Here is a 20,096-nt window from a genome sequence, read left to right on the forward strand (position 1 = left end):
GAAGGAGCAGGGATCTCCTGACTCCGGTGGCCACAGTCTCATGGCTTGCTGCCAATATACGTCAGCACATCCGCCACATCCTGCGCAGTGAGCACGCTCTCCAGTCCTTCGGGCATGATCGAAGTTGTCAGCGTTTTGAGTTCGCGGATGTCGCTGCGCAGCACTACGATATCAGCACCGCCGGGGAGTCGAAGGGTAATGTTGCCCGGTGTTTCGGAGGCCAGCTGGCCCACGAGCAGCGACTGATCCTTTTTCGTCACCTGCGTGGCGGCATTGCGCTGCTCCACGGCGCGGTTCGGATCGAAGATGGCCTCGATGAGCTGCTCACGCGGTTTGGTGGCCACCGTGGTCAGATCGGGTCCCACTTCCACACCGAGTTCACGCACCTTGTGGCACACCATGCAGACCTTCTGAAACACCGCCGCTCCGCGCTTTGCATCGCCACTGAGGCTGGCTGCCTCCGTCACGTATTTGGTCACGACCTTCTGTCGGTTCGGATTCTGGTTGGTAATCACTGGCATCACGACTTTGCTGGGGGCTTTCTGCGGCACCTGCTTCAACAACACCTTCTCAAATTCACTGAACACTGCATCCGACTGCGTGCCCGTGGCCGTCAAGGCTCCTGCACGCACCTGCGGTTTGAGCGGATGGATCAAGGCAAACACTTCATCTGCTGTCATGCCACCAAGCTGCATCAGCGTGAATGCCGCCTGAATTCGCACTGCCGGCGCGGCACCGAGCAGTGGCTTCAGCGCGGCCACTGCAGAGGTCTCATTCCGCTCAATCAACAAACGCTGCGCCGTGTCACGCATCCAGCCATTTGCAGAACCCATTGCTGCAATGGGATCGTGCATGGCAGTCCCGCCTTTAGGCGATCTGTCTACCGCGCCGCTCTTGCTGATGCGGTAAATTCTTCCGCGATCCTCCCCACCGCGCAGATCCAGACCGCGTGCAATCTCAGCCGGTATCCATTCCGGGTGCTCCAGAACGAGCCGGTACATGTCCACCACATACAGCGCGCCATCCGGCCCAGTGCGTGCCATGCTGGGACGGAACCAGTTGTCCTCACTGGCGATGAACTCGCTTTTCACATCGCCTGGATGGCGCCTGCAGGTGATGGTGCCGCCGTCGTAATTCAGCACTTCGCGATGCACCAGATTGTTGGCCGGTTCGCAGATGAACATCACCTGCGCGCCATCGGTGCCGAAGGTGATGTCCCGAAACGGCATCGGCGAGCAGCCGGAGGTCAGGGTGTTGACCGCACTGCCCTGATTGAAGCGTCGCACAGGCGGGCTTGAGGGATAGAGGCGCTTTTCGTCATGCATGTCGCTGCGGATGGATTTCACCACCACTTCAGGATGACGTTCGAGATAACGAAACGGCAGCCAGTAGTGCCAGCCGATGGTGCTGTTGTTGTTGCCGAACCAGTTGCCAAAATCATCGCGCCACTTGCCATACTGGCTGCGTCCGCCTTCCAGGGCGAACTCGCCGCTGCGTGGATCAAAGCGGAAATCGTTGGTGCCAAGGGCAATTTTCTTGCCCGTCTTCACACAGGTGATGTCGCCGCCGCTGTCCCCATTCGCTCCGTAGAACCAGCCATCCAGCCCCCAGCAGAAGCCGTTTACCAAATGCTGCGGATTGCCGGCGGTGAAGCCGGTGTACCAGGTCTCGCGTTTGTCGCACTTGCCATCGCCATCCGTGTCTTCGGCAAAGAAGATGTCCGGGATGTTGGCGATGAAGACGCCGTTCTTCCATGGGGCGAGACCCGTGGGATGCTTCAGCCCGTCGAGGAAGAGGGTGGACTTGTCGTACACACCATCGCCATTCGTGTCCTCCAGGATTTTGACCCGCCCCGTTTGGAGGTCTGAAACCTTTTCCTGCCCCACGCTGCCATCCTTGGTTTTTTCGCCAGGGGCAAAGGGGTAGTCCCCCATCTCCACCACCCACATGCGGCCTTTCGCATCCCAGTCGATGAAGACGGGATCCTGCACCAGCGGCTCAGCGGCCACCAGCATGGCCTCAAATCCCGGCTTCACATGCAGCGCTTTCAGAGAATCCTGTGGCGACTTTGGCGCGGGGCCGGGCACCTTGAGCAGTTCGGCAAATGGAATGCGCTGCTTGGTTCCACTCCACATCGCACCATCAAGGAAGGAGACGCCGTTGTCGCTGCCATCCGCGCGAACGATCAGTGGCAGGCTGTTCGCATCTCCCGCCTTGCCTTCGCGCATGACCTGTGACCAGCCTTCGTTCCATTGCAGGCCCTTCTTGGCGCGCTCCTTCGGCACGAAGAGAAAGACGCCGTATTCACGCGCATTGGAAAAAACGATGTCCTCATGGCCGTCGCCGTTCAGATCCACAAACCGCACGCCGTTGTCGCGGCCTTGCTCGTCCTGGAGTTTGGCGGCGTCTGGCAGAGCATAGTCGCGCAGGGCAGGCGGCACCTCGACGGCATTGAGAATGCTGCTGCAAATCAGGAGGGAAAGGATGAGTCTTGGCATGACGATGGGTTGAGCGTAAACCAACGCTGCTGCCAGCCGATTTCCTTTGGGGGAAGTCGAATTTGTGGACTGTGTTTTCACGTCCATTTCATGCCGGCTTCATCAAGGTTTCACGTCCCTTTTGAGCATGGACGTCGATGAAACCACTCCTCGTCCTCCTGCTGTCCGCCGCCTCGCTCTTGGCTCAATCGCCCCAGCCCATCACCAGTGCCACGCTTGATGAGAGCGAGGTGCGAATCACCTATGGCGAACTCAAGCGCCTCGTTGCTGCCACGCTGCCAAAGGAACCGCCACCACCCATGGCCAAGCCGCCGCTTCCTGTCGCTGCAGCGCTGCTTTCAGCGTTGTACCAACTCGATACCCATGCATCCACAATCACCGCCGAGATGCAGGTGGAAAACTTCGACGGCGAATGGCATGCTGTGCCACTCGCGGGAGCAGCCACGGGCGTGCTCACTGTGGAGCCCAAGGATGCGCGCCTTGTCGTCACTGACGATCACCTCTGTCTCATCACCGACAAAGCCGGCGCGCAGAGTGTGAAGCTTACCTTTGCGCTCGCCAAAGCTGGGCAGGGGACCACGCTGCATCTCGCCGCCTCTCCCATCGCCTCACTTGCGGTCAAAGAACTTCCCGAGGGCAGAATCCTGTGCCTACAGCACGGAGACACGACTCAAACCCTCACCAGCGCTGGACTTGCCGCGCTTCCGGCCACTGAGGCCGATGTCACTTTCTCCTTTGAGGATGCGCGCAAGGCTGCGCAGCCAGTGATCGCCAGTATCACGGATGATGCCATTGTCTCCACAGCAGTGTACACCACGCAGGTCGTGCGCGATGGTTCCGTGCTGACCGAAGGCGCGATCACTGTCCGCCATGATCAGCCGACCAAACTTGTCCTGCAACTGCCTGAGTCATCCAAGCTGCTTCAGTGCCATGTGAATGGCGATCCGGTGCGTGCTGCCGTGGGGGAAGTCAATCGCGTGGAGATTCCACTCGATGATCCCACCGCCGATGGTGCGGAGTCGGAGGTGAAACTCTCCTTCACTTCCGTGCTGGAGCCCTTGCAGCCTGCCGAGGGGGAGCTTTCTCTCGCCCTGCCGCAGACGCCGTTCTTTGTGAAGCAGATCGACTGGAATGTGCAGCTGCCAGCGGCCTATGACCTCAGCTTCAGCGGCAACGTGGATCCAATCACCGAAAAGGCCACGCCTCCCGGTCTTCACCTTCGGAAATCTCTCTGCCGTGATCAACAACCGCAGGCTCGCATCACCTACCGCAAACGCACCACCAACTGATCCTCCATACATCCACCTCATCTCATCGCCATGAAACCTGCACATCTCATCAGCATCGCCATCATCTTCATCTGCACCACCATTGCCTGGTGGCTGCTGGGTGGAATCATCACGCAACGCACCGCTCATGTTGGCTATCAAACAGGAGACGATGTCAGCGGACGCTGGGGGCCGCAGTTGATGCAAAAGCATCCGGCCGCACGCTACACTTCTTCCAGTGGTTCCACCATGCTGCTCCAGCCGGCGAAGAGTGATGTGAAAGTACAGCTTGGCTATCAACCCGTCAAAATGGGGCTGCTGTGGCACCGCACCTACAGTGTGAAGTTTGAAGGTGCCTACACCTTCACCAACACAACGGCTATCACGCAGACGCTCAACGTGGGCTTTGATCTTCCTGCCGGAAAGACACTGCTCGATAAAATCCGTTTCACGCTCGGGGAAGGGGCCACAGCTCGCCGTTCAGTGGCGGCACCGCAGGATGGCATGATCTCTGACAATGTGCAGCTGGCTCCGGGTGAGAGCATCCCGGTCACAGTCAGCTATGAATGCCGGGGTATGAATTTCTGGGGCTACACCTTTGCCGATGCCAGCCGCATTCGAGATTTTAACCTCGCCATGAACACCGATTTTACGGATGTGAATTTCCCGGTCAGTTCACCCACCGACCGCAAGCCGACTGACAAGGGGATGGAACTCGTCTGGAAATATGAAGACGCCATTTCCGCTCCAGGCATCAGCTTGGAAATGCCACGCGAGCTCAATGCTGGACCTGTGGCTGCGCAGATCTCCTTCTATGCGCCGCTCTCGCTGCTGCTGTTCTTTGTGGTGATCATCATCACCGCCACTTCGCGTGGTGTTTCGCTGCATCCGGTGAACTACTTTTTCCTCGCCGCCGGTTTCTTTGCCTTTCCTCTGCTGTTTTCCTACATGCTGGATGTGGTGCCCGTGCACCTCAGCTTTATCATCGCCGCAGCATCGTCATTGCTGCTCGTTTGCGGATACCTTCGTGCCGCCGCTGGAGGCTTTATCTTCCGCGTGGCTGTTGTGGCACAAACCGCCTACATGGTGCTCTTCAGCTACAGCTTCTTTTTCAAGGGGCTCACGGGTCTCACCCTGACGGTAGGTGGCATTGTCACGCTTGGCGTTCTGATGGCGTTGACTGCGAAGGTGGACTGGAGTCAAAAACTCGGCGCCGTTTCGCCTCGTCTTGCATGATCCCCATGATTCGAACCGCTGATAGATTCTGAACAAGCGTCTTGTCAGCGTCCCGTCAGCGGTTCAAACATTCACCTCAGCCGAAATGCCTGCTAAAATCCTCATTGTCGAAGACGAGCCATCCATCTGCGAAAATGTCGTGTATGCGCTCGAAGCCGACGGCTTTGCCGTCACGAGTGCCGCCACTGGTCACGCTGCTCTGGAGCAGATGAAATCGCAGGATTTCAGCCTCGTCATACTCGATGTCGGACTGCCTGACATGACCGGCTTTGAGGTCTGCAAAACGATCCGCAAGACACAGTCGCTGCCGATTCTCTTTCTCACCGCGCGCTCCAGCGAAGTGGACCGTGTGGTGGGACTTGAGATCGGCGGAGACGACTATGTCGTGAAGCCCTTCAGTCCGCGTGAGCTCGTGGCCCGTGTGCGCGCCATCCTGCGGCGGGTCTCCGCCATTCCGCTGCCTGCGCATGGTTCGGACACCTCCATCCCGCTGGTGATTGACGACACCCGCTGCCAGGCCATTTACTTCGGCACTGCGCTGAATCTGTCGCGCTACGAATTCCGCATGCTCAAAGCCTTTGCTGCGCATCCGGGGCGTGTGTTTAGCCGCGAGCAGCTTATGGATCACGCCTCCGAAGAGCCTGACGCCTCCATGGAGCGCACGGTGGATACACACGTCAAAACGTTGCGCGCCCGCATGCGCGGCGTGCGTGAGGGGCTCGACCCCATCGTCACGCATCGCGGCATGGGCTACTCACTGCTCGAAACCTGGCCCGACGCATGAGTCTCACCGCGCGCTTTCTGCTGGGCTTCGCCGTGGTGGCGACGGTGGGTTTGTTTGTGCTGTTTACGCAGCTCATCCATCGCGTGGAGCGGCAGTACTTTGAAGCCATCGAAGAGCCGATGGTCGATGTAGCGAACATTCTCGCCGAAGTCATCGGCGCGGATGCGGACAACGGTGTGCTCAAACCGCAGGCTGTCGAGCAAGCGGTGCACGCTGCTCAGCAGCGCCAGCTCAAGGCGCAGATCTACAACCTCAGCAAGACGAGGGTGGACATGCAGGTCTATGTGACCGATGCGCAGGGGCGTGTGATTTTTGACTCCGCTGGCATTGAGAAGCCGGGCACGATCTCCAATCACCGTGATGTGAATCTGACCCTCATGGGGCAGTATGGCGCACGCTCCTCCCGCATGAATGAATACGATCCGCTTTCCATCGTGATGTATGTGGGGGCGCCCATCTTGCATGAGGGCAGGACCATCGGCATGCTCAGCGTGGCCAAGCCCCAGCGTGGAGTGCTGGCTTTTGTGTGGGAGACGGAGCGCTGGCTGAAGTGGTCCATCATCACCACCGTGCTGCTCATGCTGCTGGGCATCTATCTCGCAGCGCGCTGGGCCACGCGCCCGCTGGAGGTGCTGACCCAGCATGCGCTGGCCGTGAGCCGTGGGGAGCGCTCCACCTCGCCTCGCATGCCGGGGCATCAGATGAAGACTCTCGCCAAGGCGCTCGAAGACATGCGGGATGCACTAGAAGGACGTGAATACGTGGAGCATTACGTGCAGAGCCTCACGCATGAATTGAAGAGCCCCGTAGCCGCGATCCTCGGTGCAGGTGAAATCCTCCAGGGCGATGTGCCGGAACCAAAGCGCGCACGCTTTCTGCAAAACATCCACGCCGAAGCTGGCAGACTGCGCGATCTGCTGGAGCGTCTGCTGCACCTCGCGGCCATCGAAAAGCAGAAGAAGCTTGAGACCAGCGAGCGCGTCGATCTTGTGAAAGTGCTTGATGGTGCATGGGATCATCTGGCGCTCATCGCTCTGGCCAAAGAGGTGCAACTGGAGCGTGATATCAGCAGTGAACTCGTGGTCAGAGGAGATCACTGGCTGCTCGAAATCGCCGTGGGAAATCTGCTGCAGAATGCCATCGACTTCGCTCCGAAGGGGAGTGTCATCACCGTTCGCGGCTATCGCTTTGACTCGCAGGTGGTGATCGAGATTGAAGATTCAGGCCCAGGCATCCCGGATTATGCCCGCACCCGCGTCTTTGAGCGCTTCTACTCACTGCCTCGTCCCGACAGTGGAAAGAAGAGCACCGGCCTCGGCCTCTGCTTTGTCAAAGAAGTCGCGCAACTGCACGGCGGCAGCGTGGAACTGACGAATCGTGAGGGCACGGCGGGAGCCAAGGCCATGTTGATTCTCCCTGGCTGAGGGAGGGCTGGTTTGACAACTTCGGTCGGCCTTCTAGTCTCCGCCCATGAGTACACCAGAAGTCGGCAAGCCCGTTTACAACGTCAAGAACCCCTGCATCGCCAAGGTGAAGCGGATGTTCAACCTCTCCGGACCGGATGCGCCCAAGCACACAGCGCATTATGAAATCGACCTCGGTGCTTCAGGTTTGGAGTACACGCCTGGCGACTCGCTTGCTGTGCAGCCCACGAATGATCCTGCGCTGGTGGATGACACGCTTGCCGCGCTCGGCTTCTCCGGCACGGAAATCGTCAAGCACCCGAAGACTGCGGCCGAGGTGTCGATTCGGCAGGCCTTGATCGAAGGCACTCTCATCACCGAGATCGACAACAAGCTCATCAAGGCCATCATCGAAAAGACGGAAGGTGACACCTTGCTGGCTGATCTCAGCGTGCCGGAGAAGAAAGATGCGCTCAAAGAGTACCTCTGGGGCCGCTTTGTCGTGGACCTGCTTCTGGAAAATCCCATCGCGAAGTTCACGCCTGAGGAGTTCATGGCCACGCAGAAGAAGCTGAACATCCGCCTCTACTCCATCAGCAGCAGCCAGAAGGCGCATCCGACGGAGGTTCATCTCACTGTCGCTACGGTGCGCTATACCAGTCACAACCGTGCGCGTGGTGGTGTGGCCTCCACCTTCCTCGCTGAACGCGTGACGCCGAATGAAACGCTCATCCCGTGCTTCGTGAATCACGGCAAAGGCTTCCGCCTGCCGGAGCCGCAGGAGCAGACACCCATCATCATGTGCGGGCCGGGCACGGGCATCGCGCCGTTTCGTGCTTTTTTGGAAGAACGCAAGGCGACGAACGCCCAGGGCAAAGCCTGGCTCTTCTTTGGAGAAGTTAGCTCCAAGTCCTGCTTCTTCTACAAGGAGGAGTTTGAAGGCTATCTCACCGACGGCACGCTGACCAAGTTCAGCACCGCCTGGAGCCGTGACCAAGCAGAAAAAATCTACGTGCAGCACAAGATGCTGGAAAACAGCGCCGAACTTTGGGCCTGGCTGGAGCAAGGTGCCATCTTCTATGTCTGTGGAGATGCATCACGCATGGCCAGCGATGTGGACAAGGCGCTGCACACGATCATTGAAAAAGAGGGTGGCAAGACTGCTGAGGAAGCCGCTGCTTATGTGCATGCGATGAAGGAGGGGAAGAGGTACCGGAGGGATGTGTATTGAGGAGATTTCTCTCTGCGCATCAAGCATGTCACGTATCGCTGCTGCCCAAGCCTGCCTCTTTCAAGTGGTGGACTCTTTGCTGAACGTCCGCTCGTTCCAGCCAGGCAACGATACGCGCATGCGTGTCTGAGGAGTGGTCCCAGAACGAAGTGGAGAGTTTGTTTTTAATCAATGACTCGCGGTTTGCTTCGTGAAAGGCGAGGAGGTTTTCATTGGCGGCATCAGAGCCTGAGATCAGCACATCCAGATGCGCATCAATGTCCGGGAGGCAGAATGACAAGGCGCAAACCCAGTTGTTGATATCACAAACGGTGGAAGTCCAAGATGCGATCATCGCCTCAAGGTAAGACTGGAATGACTTTCGACGATCTTTTCGCCATTCGTTTGGCCATCCTGCCATGGCAGGTTTTTGAAATACGACCTCGATTTGCAAATCCGGGTATGGAGCGGAGGCCAACTCGATGATTCTCGGGAAGAAGTATTCGAAATCCGAGACGTCGCCCACCGTAAAGAAGACAGAAAACGAATACTGCCAGAGATGCTCTGCGGTGAGCTGCCGCAAAGGGGTTGTCAGCAGCTCTGCAAAATTGGCCGGATCCTTCACCGGAGACATATTAATGAAACTGGGCCGCTTGGCATCACCGAAGGCCGTATAAAGACCTTCGATTGCCTTTAAAGTTTCGGGCAACATATCGCTATTTTACCAGCCACAGAATCCCCGTCGCTGTCACCTGGATGTTCTTCTTCATCGGGCTGAGCTTGAAGGTTTCAAACACCAGTGTGGCTGGATCATATTGATCGCGGATTTTCTGAGTGTCATCGGCGATCTGCTTTTCCAGTTCCGCCATGTCGGCTTTGAGAGAATCCAACTCACTCTGGGCGGCTTTGACATCCGCGCCTTCCTTCCAGGCGCGGGAGGCGCTGCCGATGGTGCTGGCTTTCACGAGGCTGGTCTTGCGGCCGAAGATGGCACCGAGAATGCTGCTGCCAATCTCAACGGCAGCGCTCAGTTTGGCACCGCTGGATTGGGCCTGCTGCACATCCACCTTGTTGGCGGCTTTCTCGGCCTTGTCCTGCAGCGACTTCATCGTCTTCGCGGTTTTTGCGCGCAGTTCCTCGATGGCGGCGTCACGTTGCTCACGGGTCGTTTGCGTGATGCGCACCTTGAACTCGTCCTGCTTCTCGCCTGGGTTAGAATAGACTTCCAGCAGCGGTGAGAAGAAGAGTTCGAGACTGTGATTGGCAAACACCCACTCGGTGAAGTCTTTCTTGATGCTGGTGTAGGTCGTTGTCTTCAGAGCTGGTCCGGGCAGGTCGGCATAGGCGGCGTTCTCCTTCGGTTCGCTTTCATACTTGGAGAGATCGTCGTCCTTCGGCACATCGACAAACTTGTCCCACAGCACCTTCTGCTTCTCGATGTCGATTTCATTCACAAGCGTGATGATGCTGCGGCCGCTGATCTTCCGCTTTGCATCATCAAACATGACTGTCGCGCTGCGCAGGATGGCAGGAGTGTAGGTGATGCGTTCGCCGTCGTCGTCGCTCGGCTGGAAGAGTTCGGTTGCGCCGTCCGGCAGTTTTGGGCGCAGGGTGTTGCGGTCGGTGGCAGCGGGACTGCTGCCGCCGGGAGGCGCGAAGCCGTCATCTTCGGCTGCGGCAGTCTTGGCTCCAGCCTGCGGGCGGATCGGGTCCATGAGCGCTTTGATCTGTGGACGTGAAAGCGGGCCGCTCAGGTAGCTCATCAGCCAGCGCACGTTGAAGACGACGGGATGATCTTCATGCACGTTGTTCATGAGGAAGACGCGGTTGCCAAGTCCGGCGAGCGTCTGCTCCATGAGCTGGCGGTCAAACTTGCCGCCCGCCGTGTTGGCAGCACCTTCCAGGCCTTCGAGCACGCGCATTTTGTCGCGCTCCGTTTGCAGACGTCCGAGCCACCATGTGCCGATGTTCGCCAGCGCCTTGTAGTCGAGGTCAGCGGGGTTTTGCGTGGCCAGCAGGATGCCGAGACCAAAGGCACGTGCCTGTTTGAGCAGAATCATGAGCGGCTTCTTTGAAGGCGGCATGGCCGTCGGTGGCAGGTAGCCGTAGATCTCATCCATGTAGAAGATGGCGCGCAGGGAAGTGGTGCCCTGCTGCGTGCGCATCCAGCCAAGAAGCTGGTTCATCAGCAGCGAGACGAAAAACATGCGCTCTGTGTCGCTCAGATGTGCAATGCAGAAGATGGTGATGCGCGGCTTGCCCTCGGGCGTGTAGTACATGCGCTGGATGTCGAGCGCCTCGCCTTCCAGCCAGGTGCTGAAGCCGGGAGAGGCGAGCAGGTTGTTCAGCTTCATTGCCAGTGCGGCGCGCTTGGCCTCAGGCATGAAACTGTCGAGATCCACCACTCCGACTTTGCGAATCGGCGGCTGCTGGATCTGGCGCACCAGATTTTCCAGCGTGATGTTCTGCCCCTTCTTCCAGCAGAAGGCGACGATGTTGCTCAGCAGGATGTGCTCTGGCGACTGGATGGGATCGGCATTAATGTTCAACAGGCCCAGCATGGAAGATACGGTGCTTTCGATGCGGTCGCCGAGAGCTTCGGCGTCGTCCATCACTTCGGCAGGCGGGCAGTTCAGCGAGCTGAGAATGGATACGGGCAGCCCTGCATTGCTGCCAGGTGTATAGATCGCCATGTCCACGGTGGAGCGCAGTTTTTTGATGCGGTCCGCGCTCTGGCCCCAGTCACCTAGACCCTTTTGCCATAGCGCGGATTGTGCCGCTGCATAGTCGTCGGGCGATTGTCCTTTGCGTCGTGCCTCATCTTCATTGATCCACGGGCGAAACTCCTCGGGCGTAAGATTGGGGAAGGTGAGCAACGCATTGCCGATGTCACCTTTTGGATCGATCGCGATAACAGGCACTCCATCCATCGCCGCTTCTTCGAGCAGGGAGAGGCACAGGCCGGTCTTGCCGCTGCCGGTCATGCCGAGCACGACGCCGTGCGTCACAAGATCCTTCGAATCATAGAGGATGAGGTCGTCTTTGACCTGCTTTGAGGCGAGATCGTATTCACGACCGAGGTAGAAAGTGCCGAGCTTTTCGTATTGGTCAGGAGAGATGGGCATGGTGGCTGGAAAGATGTGCAATGAGCGTGGCGGGGGCGGGTGGGATTGCAAAATGAGAATTGGAAAATGCAAAGTTTGAAATGACAGGCAGGATGCCACCATGCGTGCCGCATACCTGCTCCTCATGACCACCGCCACTCTCACCGCCGAAGTTTTGACCTATCCCCAGACGCGCAAGGAGGACGTGGTGGACACGCATCATGGCGTGAAGACCGCCGACCCGTATCGCTGGCTTGAGGATGATAACTCGGAGGAAACCAAAGCCTGGGTGAAAGCGCAGAATCAGGTGACGTTTTCGTATCTGGAAAAACTGCCGCGACGCGAGGAGATCAAGACGAGGCTACAGAAGCTGTGGAACTACGAGCGCATGGGGCAGCCGTTTGAACACGGTGGGAGGTGGTTTTTCACACACAATACGGGCCTACAGAATCAGGCGGTGCTGATGACGGCGGAGTCGCTGGAAGGGGAGTCGAAAGTGCTGCTCGATCCTAATGCGATGTCCAAGGATGGCACGACGTCGTTGTCTGATTACGCGCCGACAGAGGATGGCAAGCTCATCGCTTACGGTGTCTCGGAAGCCGGGAGCGACTGGACGACCCTCCGCGTGCGTGATATCGCCACTGGTCGCGATCTGGACGATGTGGTGAAGTGGGTGAAGTTCAGCGGCGTGTCCTGGCGGAAGGACGGCAGCGGCTTCTACTACTCACGCTACGATGAGCCGAAGGCCGGTGCGGCGCTCACGGCAAAGAACGAATTTCACAAGCTCTTCTTCCACCCGCTGGGCAAACCGCAGAGCGAGGACCTGCTCATCTACGAGCGCAAAGACGAGCCGAAATGGGGCTTTGGTGGCGGTGTGACGGAGGATGGAGAATATCTCGTCATTCAGGTATGGCTCGGCACGGAGCCGAAGAACCGCGTGTTCTACCAGAAGATCTCCGGTGGTGGCCCTGTGGTGGAGCTGCTCAAGGACAATGATGCACGCTATGACTTCATCGACAATGAAGGCCCGGTCTTTTACTTCCGCACAGATCTGAATGCACCGTGCTTCCAGGTCATCGCCATCGACGTGCGCAAGCCGGAACGTGGCAACTGGCGCATCGTGGTGCCCGAGGTTCCGAAGGTGCTGCTGGAAGGTGTCAGCACGGTGGGCGGGCAGATGTTCTGTGAATATCTGCGGGATGCGAAGACCGAGGTGAAGTGCTTCGATCTCGACGGCAAGCTCATCCGCGACGTGAAACTGCCCGGTATCGGCAGTGCGGGTGGCTTCGGCGGGCATCGTCATGACACCACCACCTTCTACACTTTCACCGGATTCACCGAGCCGGGTGCCATCTACCGCATGGATTTGAAAACCGGCGAGAGCAAGCTTTGGCGGAAACCGAAAGTGGACTTCGATGGCACTGCGTTTGAGACGCAGCAGGTGTTTTTCCACAGCAAGGACGGCACCAAGGTGCCAATGTTCATCGTTCACAAAAAGGGCCTGAAACTGGACGGCTCGAATCCCACGCTGCTTTACGGCTACGGCGGCTTCAACATCAACCTCACACCCGGCTTCTCTGTCTCACGCGCCGTATGGCTGGAGATGGGCGGCGTCTTTGCCATGCCCAACCTGCGCGGTGGGGGCGAGTATGGTCGCGCTTGGCATCAGGCCGGCATCAAGCTTGGCAAACAGAATGTCTTCAATGATTTCATCGCCGCTGCTGAATGGCTCATCGCGCACAACTACACCACCAACTCCAAGCTCGCGATTCAAGGCGGCAGCAACGGCGGCTTGCTCGTCGGTGCATGCATGACGCAGCGTCCCGAACTTTATGCTGCTGCTTTACCTGCGGTGGGAGTGCTCGACATGCTGCGTTTCGAGAAATTCACCATCGGCTGGGGTTGGAAGAGCGATTACGGCAGCGTGGAAAACCCTGCGGAGTTCGGAGCGCTGCTCAAATACTCGCCTTATCACAATCTCAAGCCAGGCACGAGGTATCCGGCCACGCTCGTGTTAACGAGCGATCATGATGACCGCGTGGTCCCTGCGCACAGTTTCAAGTTTGGTGCTCGTTTGCAGGAGTGTCAGGCAAAGGATGGACCGCCTACGCTGATCCGCATTGAAACCAGCGCGGGGCATGGTGCAGGGACGGCGCTGAACAAGACCATTGAAAAGACGGCCGATGAGTGGGCGTTTTTGGTGCGGGCGCTTGGGATGTGAGTGGGAGGCGCTTTCTGCACTCCGACGAGGTGGGGTGGATAATCCTTGGCCGTCGGGTGTGGCGGGCACGCTGATCGACGGACAGGAGTGTTCATCGTACTTTCAATCATTCCCGCACAAAGAAATTCGCGAACGTCATCGGGGTGCCGAAATCAGCAATGCCCACGGGGCCTTTCGCTGGACCCTCTAGGCTCGCCTCCTTCGTTTGCGGATTGGCCTCCTGCGTTTCAGTCAGCGTGGCGGTGGCTTTCGTGCCGTCGAGTTTGAGGCACAGGCGGTACCATTTGCCGAGCTTCACTTGATCCGGGCCGAAGACGATGGGGGCCTTGCCGGTGCCGATGAGGACAGCGGGGCTGGTTTGACCCCGGACGCAGAAGCCGGTGCAGGGAGTGTTGAGGTTGGCAGATTTGAGGAGCTGGAAGTCGGCGATGAATTCGCCGTTGGTGATGTCAGCTTCGCTCCAAAGCGGGGAGGATTCCTGGCCGTCGGTGGCTTCGAGTTTGATATTCCAGTTGGAGGGTTTCCAGCGGGCTTCGGTTCCTGCAGCCACTTTCCAGCCACGGAAATCCAGGCCGTTGTAGAGATGTTTCCAGCTTTGATCCAGCGGTGCGGAATCGGCATCAGTGGCACCGGTGGAGGGAAGTTCTTTGATGCGCACATTGCGGAATTCAACGGGTGCGCCTTCAGATTCGAGAGCGAGGTAGCCTTTGCGCCAGAAGCATTTGTCACCGCCGCTGACGACCTTGCCATTCACGGCGAGAGTGAGCGTGCCGTTGTTGCCGGTGATACGGTAGTGGTTCCATTCGGGCGAGGGCTTGCTGCGTTCCTCGCTGGGAAAGCTGCGCTGACCGTTGTGGTCGCCATGCGGCTCCATGGTGGCGCCGTGGATGGGGAAGACATCGCCATGCGTGGTGAACCAGCGTGGCTTTGTGGGATCGGCGTGCTTCATGTAGCCTTGGTCCAGCACCTGAACCTCGATGCCACGGAGGAAAGGCACGCCCGGCGCGGAGATGGGGCTGCCCCAGATGAAGACACCGGAGTTGCCACCGCTGGTGAGGTGCCGCCACTCGCACTCCAGGATGAAGTTCTCGTACTGCTTTTCCGTGCGCATGGCTCCAGTGGGAATACCGGTGCAGCGAATGACGCCGTCTTTGATGCTCCAGGTCTCAGGTGCGCAGTTCGCATTCACCCAGCCGCTGAGGTCTTTGCCGTTGAACATCGGCATAAAGCCGTCGTCATCGGCAGCGTGGGAAAGGAGCGCGGTGGTGAGGGCGAGGGCGCAGAGCAGTAAGGCGGATTTCATGTGCAAAGAGTACGCCGATGGATGGCGAAGCTTCGCAAGGGAAAGCCGAAACTTGGGGGCGGGAGTCTCTTGATTCCTCGGCTCAGCCAAACAAGGCCGCCACAGGTTTGCCACCATCGGTGATCGGCACGGGACGCGTGCCATCCATCAGTTCCTTGCTCGGATCAATGCCCATCGCGGCATGGATCGTTGCGTGGAAATCAACGAGCGGAACGGGGTTCTCGACGGGCTTTTTGGACAGTTCATCGCTGACTCCGTATGCGCCGCAGTGGTTCAATCCGCCACCGGCGAGAACCATGGAGAAGGTGGTGCCTTGGTGGCCGCGACCGCCACGACCATCAAACTCCGGTGGCCGACCGAATTCGGTGCCGACGACGATGAGGGTCTTGTCGAGGAGCTTCTTGTCCTTCAGATCGCGGATCAGCGCGGCGAGGGCGGTGTCGAGTTCCTGAATGAGCAGGTGCTGATTTTTGTAGCCTTCGTTGTGAATGTCCCAGCCGGTGCCGTTCATGAAGTTCAGGTTGTGTGAAACCTCGATGAAACGCACTCCCGCCTGAACAAGGCGGCGGGAGAGCAGGCAGCGCTGGCCGAATTCACCGCCGTAGGCATTGCGCAGTGCGGCGGGTTCTTCCTTGAGATTGAAATGCCGCATGAACTGCGGGCCGGAGAGGCTGAGCGCCTGCTCCTGGGCCGTCTTGTAGTCGGCGATGGCGGATTCCTTCGGTGCACGGGCCATGAGAGGCGCGAGCAATTGCTCACGGGTCAGTGCGCGCTTTTCGTCGACGAAATCTGGACGCGAAAAGCCGGCAGGGCCGGTGTTGGTGTCGGTGAGATAGACGTAACCGGCCTTCGCACCAAGGAAGCCCGGGCCGCGGCTGACATTCGGATAACCGATTAGGATGTACGGCGGCACCTCGCCACCCACGGCACCGCGCTCATGCGCGATGATGGAGCCGATGCTGGGATACACCACGTTGCCGGAGATCATGCGGCCGGTGTGGACGATGTTCGTGGCGAAGGCGTGCTCGTCGATGACGTGATGGTTCACCGTGCGCATCACCGTTACGTGCTCCATGACTTTGGCCGTCTGGCTGAGGTGCTCCGTCACCTGCACACCGGGAACGGTCGTGTCGATGGCCTTGTAGAGCGAACCGGCCACCTTGGTTTTGTCCGTGTTGTTGCCGAGCTTCTTCGGGTCAAAGGTGTCGATCTGTGCCATGCCGCCGCCCAGCCAGATGAAAATGCAATGCTCCGCCTTGCCCTTTGGCATGTGGACGGGCGTGTTGTTCGCAAACAACGGTGCCGCGCCAAAGGCGGCGGCGGAGGTGAGGAAGGAGCGGCGTTTCATGATGTGATATCAAACGTTAGCAAAGGGTCGGTTTCATTCTTTCTGGCCCCTCACTTTCGTGGGGTGGCGGTGGCCGGTGGTGTCATTCTTTAAGGGCTAAACTCCCACTCAGGCGCGTTCAGCAGTGCCCACAGCACATCCTCCATGCGGCTGCGCCATGCAGGATCGAGTTTCTCCGTCGGCGGGTCACCTGCACGGGCGGCGGTTTCCTGGGCCATGCGCACCGTGGTGGCTTCGCCGTCGAGGTGATTGGACCAGCTCACGTATTTTTCGCGGGTGCGTGTGGTGGCTGGTGGCTGGCTGGGTGCGGACCGAACTCGAGCATCAAAGCCAGCACTCAGGTGCTTTGTGTAAAGAGCACGTTCTTCAGCCGAGGGATGGCGGGTGAGGAGTTTGAGGAAAAGCTGATCGATGAACTGGTCGAGGGTTTCGTTTTGCAACGCTAGGGTGGTGACGCCGTGGTCATTGCTCAAACGTGTAAGCCAGATGCCAAGCGTGCCGTTGCTGAGGATGGCGGGCTGCAACACGTTCGGATCGGCGTCGCGTTTGCTGATGGGATCCTGGCGTGAACCACGCCAGCCAAAGGCGCTGAGCACGTCCGTGACAGCCTGGATGCGGGGCAGGGCGAGGCTGGGGCGGTCGCGTTCGTTGCTGGTGCTGGTGAGCATCCAACTGCGGTGCGGCTTGCCGAGGTGGATGGCGTTTTTGAGATCGCGGGTGTTGTCGATGTCGAGGCAGACTTCTTCGGTGTGGAAGGGCTTGCCGGTGGCGGCGAAGAGCGAGTCCACAATCTGCTCGGCCTGCAGGCGCCGTGGCGCTGGGCTGGTGAAGAGCGGGCTGGTCTGCTTCAAGGCTGGATCGGTGGCGCGCTGGTAGGCTTGACTGTTCAGGATGAGACGCGCCAAGTGTTTCATGTCGTAGCCGCCGCTGACGAATTCACGACCCAGCCACTTGAGCAGCTCGGGATGCGTGGGCTTGCCCTTCTCCCAGTCTTCGATGGGTTCCACGATGCCGCGGCCCATGAAGCGTGCCCACACACGATTGGCGATGACCTGGGCAAAGCGCTCGTTCTGCGGGGCGGTGATCATGGCGGCCAGCACATCGCGGCTGTCTTTGGGATCTTCGGCGAGTTTCGCTGCGGCTTCATCGCAGAACTCGGCAAAGGGCCACTTGGGCTGCACTTTGGTGCCGGGCTGCAGCGTCACTTGAATTAGCGGCTTGCGGCCACCGGCGTGGATCTTGTCCATCGGCACACTGCTCGTCTTCGGCACTTCGATTTCCTTGGTGCCCAGCATGGCGGCGAGTTCGAAGAGATCCTGCTGCAACGACTTGCCGGTGGGTGAATCATGGCAGCGTGCGCATTTCATTTCCACCCCGAGAAAGGCGGTGCTGACGATGGTGCCCTTGGCAGCCATCGGTACATCATTCTGCGAGGCTGTGCCAAATCCTGCGGGGCCGCCGAGGCGCTCGCTGCCGCGCATGCGAAGGAGTTCGGTGACAAAGAAGTCCATCGGCTTGTTGTCCTGCAAAGACTCATACAACCACCAGCGGAAGGGACCGGTGTTGTTTAGCGTGGGGTTGAGGATGTTTGGGTTCTCCGCCAGCACATCCTGCCAGTAGCCCATCCAGTTGTCTGCCCAGCGTGGGTCAGCGAGGAGTTTGTCGATGGCCGCCTTGCGGTCGGGGTTCTTCTCAAATGCGGCAATCTCCTCCAGCGATGGCGGCACACCCACAGTGTCGATGTAGACGCGGCGCAGGAAAGTGAGGTCATCCGTCAGTGGTGTGAGCATGAGATGATCGGCACGAATCTCCGGCCAGTGCGCGCCTTCCTTGATCCAAGTGGTCAGCAGCGCGATCTCATCCTTGGTCAAGGGCTTGCCCTTGGGCGGCATGATCTCGTCTTCATCAGAAGAAGTGATGCGGGCGATGATGGAACTGTGATCCGGCTTGCCGGGATCGACTGCGGCACCGTCAGACTTGCCGCCTTTCATCGCGTCTGCGAGTGAGTCGAGATGCAATCCGCCTTTGGCCTTCGCGCCGCGATGGCACTCGGTGCATTTGGCTTCGAGGATGGGCTGGATGTGCTTGAAATAATCGATGCTGCCTTTGTGGGCGTCCTGTGATTTCACGCTGTCGATCTTCGCTGCGATGAAGGAATCAATGCTGCCTTCACCCGCTGGGTTCTTGGCCAGCCATGCTTCTGCTGCTTTACGGCGCGTGGCCCAGTAGGACGCGGACTGTGCGCGCAGCTCGGCGCGTTTCTTGGCGTTGATATCAGCGTAGTGGGCGTTGCGCTCCTGTTCGTAAGCGGTCCAGCCAGCATCGTTGTAAGCGACTTCGCGTTTGCCGGGGGTGATCAGTTTCCAGGTTTCAGTGCCTTGCTGAGACCATGCGACGACGGTTTCGCCGAGTTCTGGACGGCGCGCAGCCTTGCCGGCATAGCTGCCCACCAGGGTCTCCAGCACGATGAACTGCGGCTTGCCCGTGCCTTCAAACTCGCACCATGATTCACGATTGCCCGGCGGCACAAAGCGGAAGTCGGGACCCAGGTCGAGATAGCCTTGTTGATCGGTCACCAGGTGGTGACCATCGCTGTCATTGGGAGGAAAGGGTGTGGTGAGAATGGTCTTGTTCTCAATGTAGAGATTCGTGGCACCACGTGCGCGCAGCAGCAGGCGGTGTTTGCCTTTGGGGAAAGTCACACTGGCGGCAGCGCGCAGCAGAAAGGGGACGTGGCGCTCGCCACGCACTCCGGTGTCCACATACTTTTGCGGCACATCGAAGAAGCCGAACACATCCTCCGTGTAGGTTTCGCCCACTTTGGGGTGCTCACTCGGCCATGCATTGGCTTCGGGCATGCCTTCCTCGGCCAGTTGCACCAGCACGCGCCCGGCAGGAACTTGCTTCTTCGCCACGGGCGGTGGCGGTGGAACAAACAGATACTTCGCCTTGAGTGCAGCGACATCCACAGGACCACGATAGATCGCCACCTCATCCAGCCAACCATTCAGCGAGTGGGAGGCTGCCAGCGTGGAGCCACTGCCGACCATGAGCGAGTCTCCGTCAGTGACGGGTGCACGATCCGTCTCGCCACCCATGTCCCACACGCCGTCGGTTTCGCGTCCGTCGATGTAGCCTTTGATGCTCTTGAGTTTGCCAAAAGTATAAGTGACCGCGACGTGGTGCCAGCCGGAGGTCGGCAGCATATCTTTGGACCACCAGCGGTGCCATGCGCCCTTCTTGCCGGGGACATCGGCGCTGTGAAACAGGAAACCGATCTGCGCGCCGCCTTTCGCCGTTTGCAGACGCAGCGCGTAGTTTTGATTCTCCGTGCCAAATTCCTTGGTGCCAAGGCGGCCTTTGCCCAGGATGTAGGGACTGCCGCTGAGATCCGCCGCTTTGACCCAGGCCTCCAGCGTGATGGTTTCGTTCAGACCAAAGCGCAGTTCTTCGCTGTCCTTGATGGTGAGGGCGGATTTTTTCCCGTCGCCAGTGAAGCGTTGTGCGGTGTTATCCTTCGCAAAGCCAGGGAAAGTCGGTGCACGCGGGCCGGGATCTTTCGCGGCATCAAACCGCCACTGCATGACCGGCTTCGCCAGCGGTTTGTCCGTGGTGTCATTGCCGCCGCTGTCATTTTGAGCGGAAGCGAGGGAGGTAAGCAGAAGTGTAGCAAAAATAGAGACTGAACGCGTCATGCACCTACCAACGCCGGATTGCGGCC

12 protein-coding genes are annotated in these 20,096 nt (G+C 59.0%); 6 read left to right on the forward strand and 6 right to left on the reverse strand.

Going from position 1 to position 20,096, the window contains the following annotated elements; translation table 11 throughout:
• Positions 1-38 precede the first annotated feature (38 nt).
• Positions 39-2,498 (reverse strand): PVC-type heme-binding CxxCH protein, encoded by a 2,460-nt coding sequence (locus WAW39_RS21740; RefSeq protein ID WP_422321264.1) that lies wholly within the window; start codon positions 2,496-2,498, stop codon positions 39-41.
• 137 nt (positions 2,499-2,635) lie between these two features.
• Between WAW39_RS21740 and WAW39_RS21745 the strand changes: the two genes are divergently transcribed.
• The 5 genes from WAW39_RS21745 to WAW39_RS21765 all read left to right on the forward strand — a co-directional run bounded on the left by WAW39_RS21745 (position 2,636) and on the right by WAW39_RS21765 (position 8,420).
• The gene (locus WAW39_RS21745; RefSeq protein ID WP_422321265.1) at positions 2,636-3,787 is read left to right on the forward strand and encodes a hypothetical protein; all 1,152 of its coding nucleotides are present in this window, start codon (positions 2,636-2,638) and stop codon (positions 3,785-3,787) included.
• A gap of 30 nt (positions 3,788-3,817) precedes the next feature.
• A complete protein-coding gene (locus tag WAW39_RS21750) occupies positions 3,818-5,002 on the forward strand; it encodes an inner membrane CreD family protein (RefSeq protein ID WP_422321266.1) in 1,185 nt (394 codons plus the stop codon).
• 85 nt (positions 5,003-5,087) lie between these two features.
• Positions 5,088-5,786: a two-component system response regulator CreB gene (gene creB, locus WAW39_RS21755; RefSeq protein ID WP_422321267.1), complete on the forward strand. Its 699-nt coding sequence runs from the start codon at positions 5,088-5,090 to the stop codon at positions 5,784-5,786.
• A complete protein-coding gene (gene creC, locus WAW39_RS21760) occupies positions 5,783-7,210 on the forward strand; it encodes a two-component system sensor histidine kinase CreC (RefSeq protein ID WP_422321268.1) in 1,428 nt (475 codons plus the stop codon). Before creB ends, creC begins: the two co-directional genes overlap by 4 nt.
• 46 nt (positions 7,211-7,256) lie before the next feature.
• Positions 7,257-8,420 (forward strand): diflavin oxidoreductase, encoded by a 1,164-nt coding sequence (locus tag WAW39_RS21765; RefSeq protein ID WP_422321269.1) that lies wholly within the window; start codon positions 7,257-7,259, stop codon positions 8,418-8,420.
• Positions 8,421-8,448: 28 nt separating this feature from the next.
• Here the strand turns inward: WAW39_RS21765 and WAW39_RS21770 are convergent, their stop codons facing one another.
• On the reverse strand, positions 8,449-9,111 hold the full coding sequence (locus tag WAW39_RS21770) for a hypothetical protein (protein WP_422321270.1): 663 nt from the start codon (positions 9,109-9,111) through the stop codon (positions 8,449-8,451).
• Between the two features lie 4 nt (positions 9,112-9,115).
• Positions 9,116-11,524 (reverse strand): ATP-binding protein, encoded by a 2,409-nt coding sequence (locus tag WAW39_RS21775; protein WP_422321271.1) that lies wholly within the window; start codon positions 11,522-11,524, stop codon positions 9,116-9,118.
• Positions 11,525-11,624: 100 nt separating this feature from the next.
• Here WAW39_RS21775 and WAW39_RS21780 point away from each other — a divergent pair, with 100 nt between their 5' ends.
• Positions 11,625-13,724, forward strand: a complete 2,100-nt coding sequence (locus WAW39_RS21780) for a prolyl oligopeptidase family serine peptidase (RefSeq protein WP_422321272.1) — start codon at positions 11,625-11,627, stop codon at positions 13,722-13,724.
• A 106-nt stretch (positions 13,725-13,830) separates the two neighbouring features.
• On the opposite strand, the gene WAW39_RS21785 is transcribed toward WAW39_RS21780, so the two are convergent.
• The 3 genes from WAW39_RS21785 to WAW39_RS21795 all read right to left on the reverse strand — a co-directional run bounded on the left by WAW39_RS21785 (position 13,831) and on the right by WAW39_RS21795 (position 20,070).
• A complete protein-coding gene (locus WAW39_RS21785) occupies positions 13,831-15,027 on the reverse strand; it encodes a 3-keto-disaccharide hydrolase (RefSeq protein ID WP_422321273.1) in 1,197 nt (398 codons plus the stop codon).
• A gap of 82 nt (positions 15,028-15,109) precedes the next feature.
• Positions 15,110-16,375 carry a DUF1501 domain-containing protein gene (locus WAW39_RS21790; RefSeq protein ID WP_422321274.1) on the reverse strand — a complete coding sequence of 422 codons (1,266 nt, stop codon included), beginning with the start codon at positions 16,373-16,375 and terminating at the stop codon, positions 15,110-15,112.
• An 89-nt stretch (positions 16,376-16,464) separates the two neighbouring features.
• On the reverse strand, positions 16,465-20,070 hold the full coding sequence (locus tag WAW39_RS21795) for a DUF1553 domain-containing protein (protein ID WP_422321275.1): 3,606 nt from the start codon (positions 20,068-20,070) through the stop codon (positions 16,465-16,467).
• Between the last annotated feature and the right edge of the window lie 26 nt (positions 20,071-20,096).

The organism is Prosthecobacter sp. (assembly GCF_049294395.1).
In the GTDB taxonomy this organism is placed as follows: domain Bacteria; phylum Verrucomicrobiota; class Verrucomicrobiia; order Verrucomicrobiales; family Verrucomicrobiaceae; genus Prosthecobacter.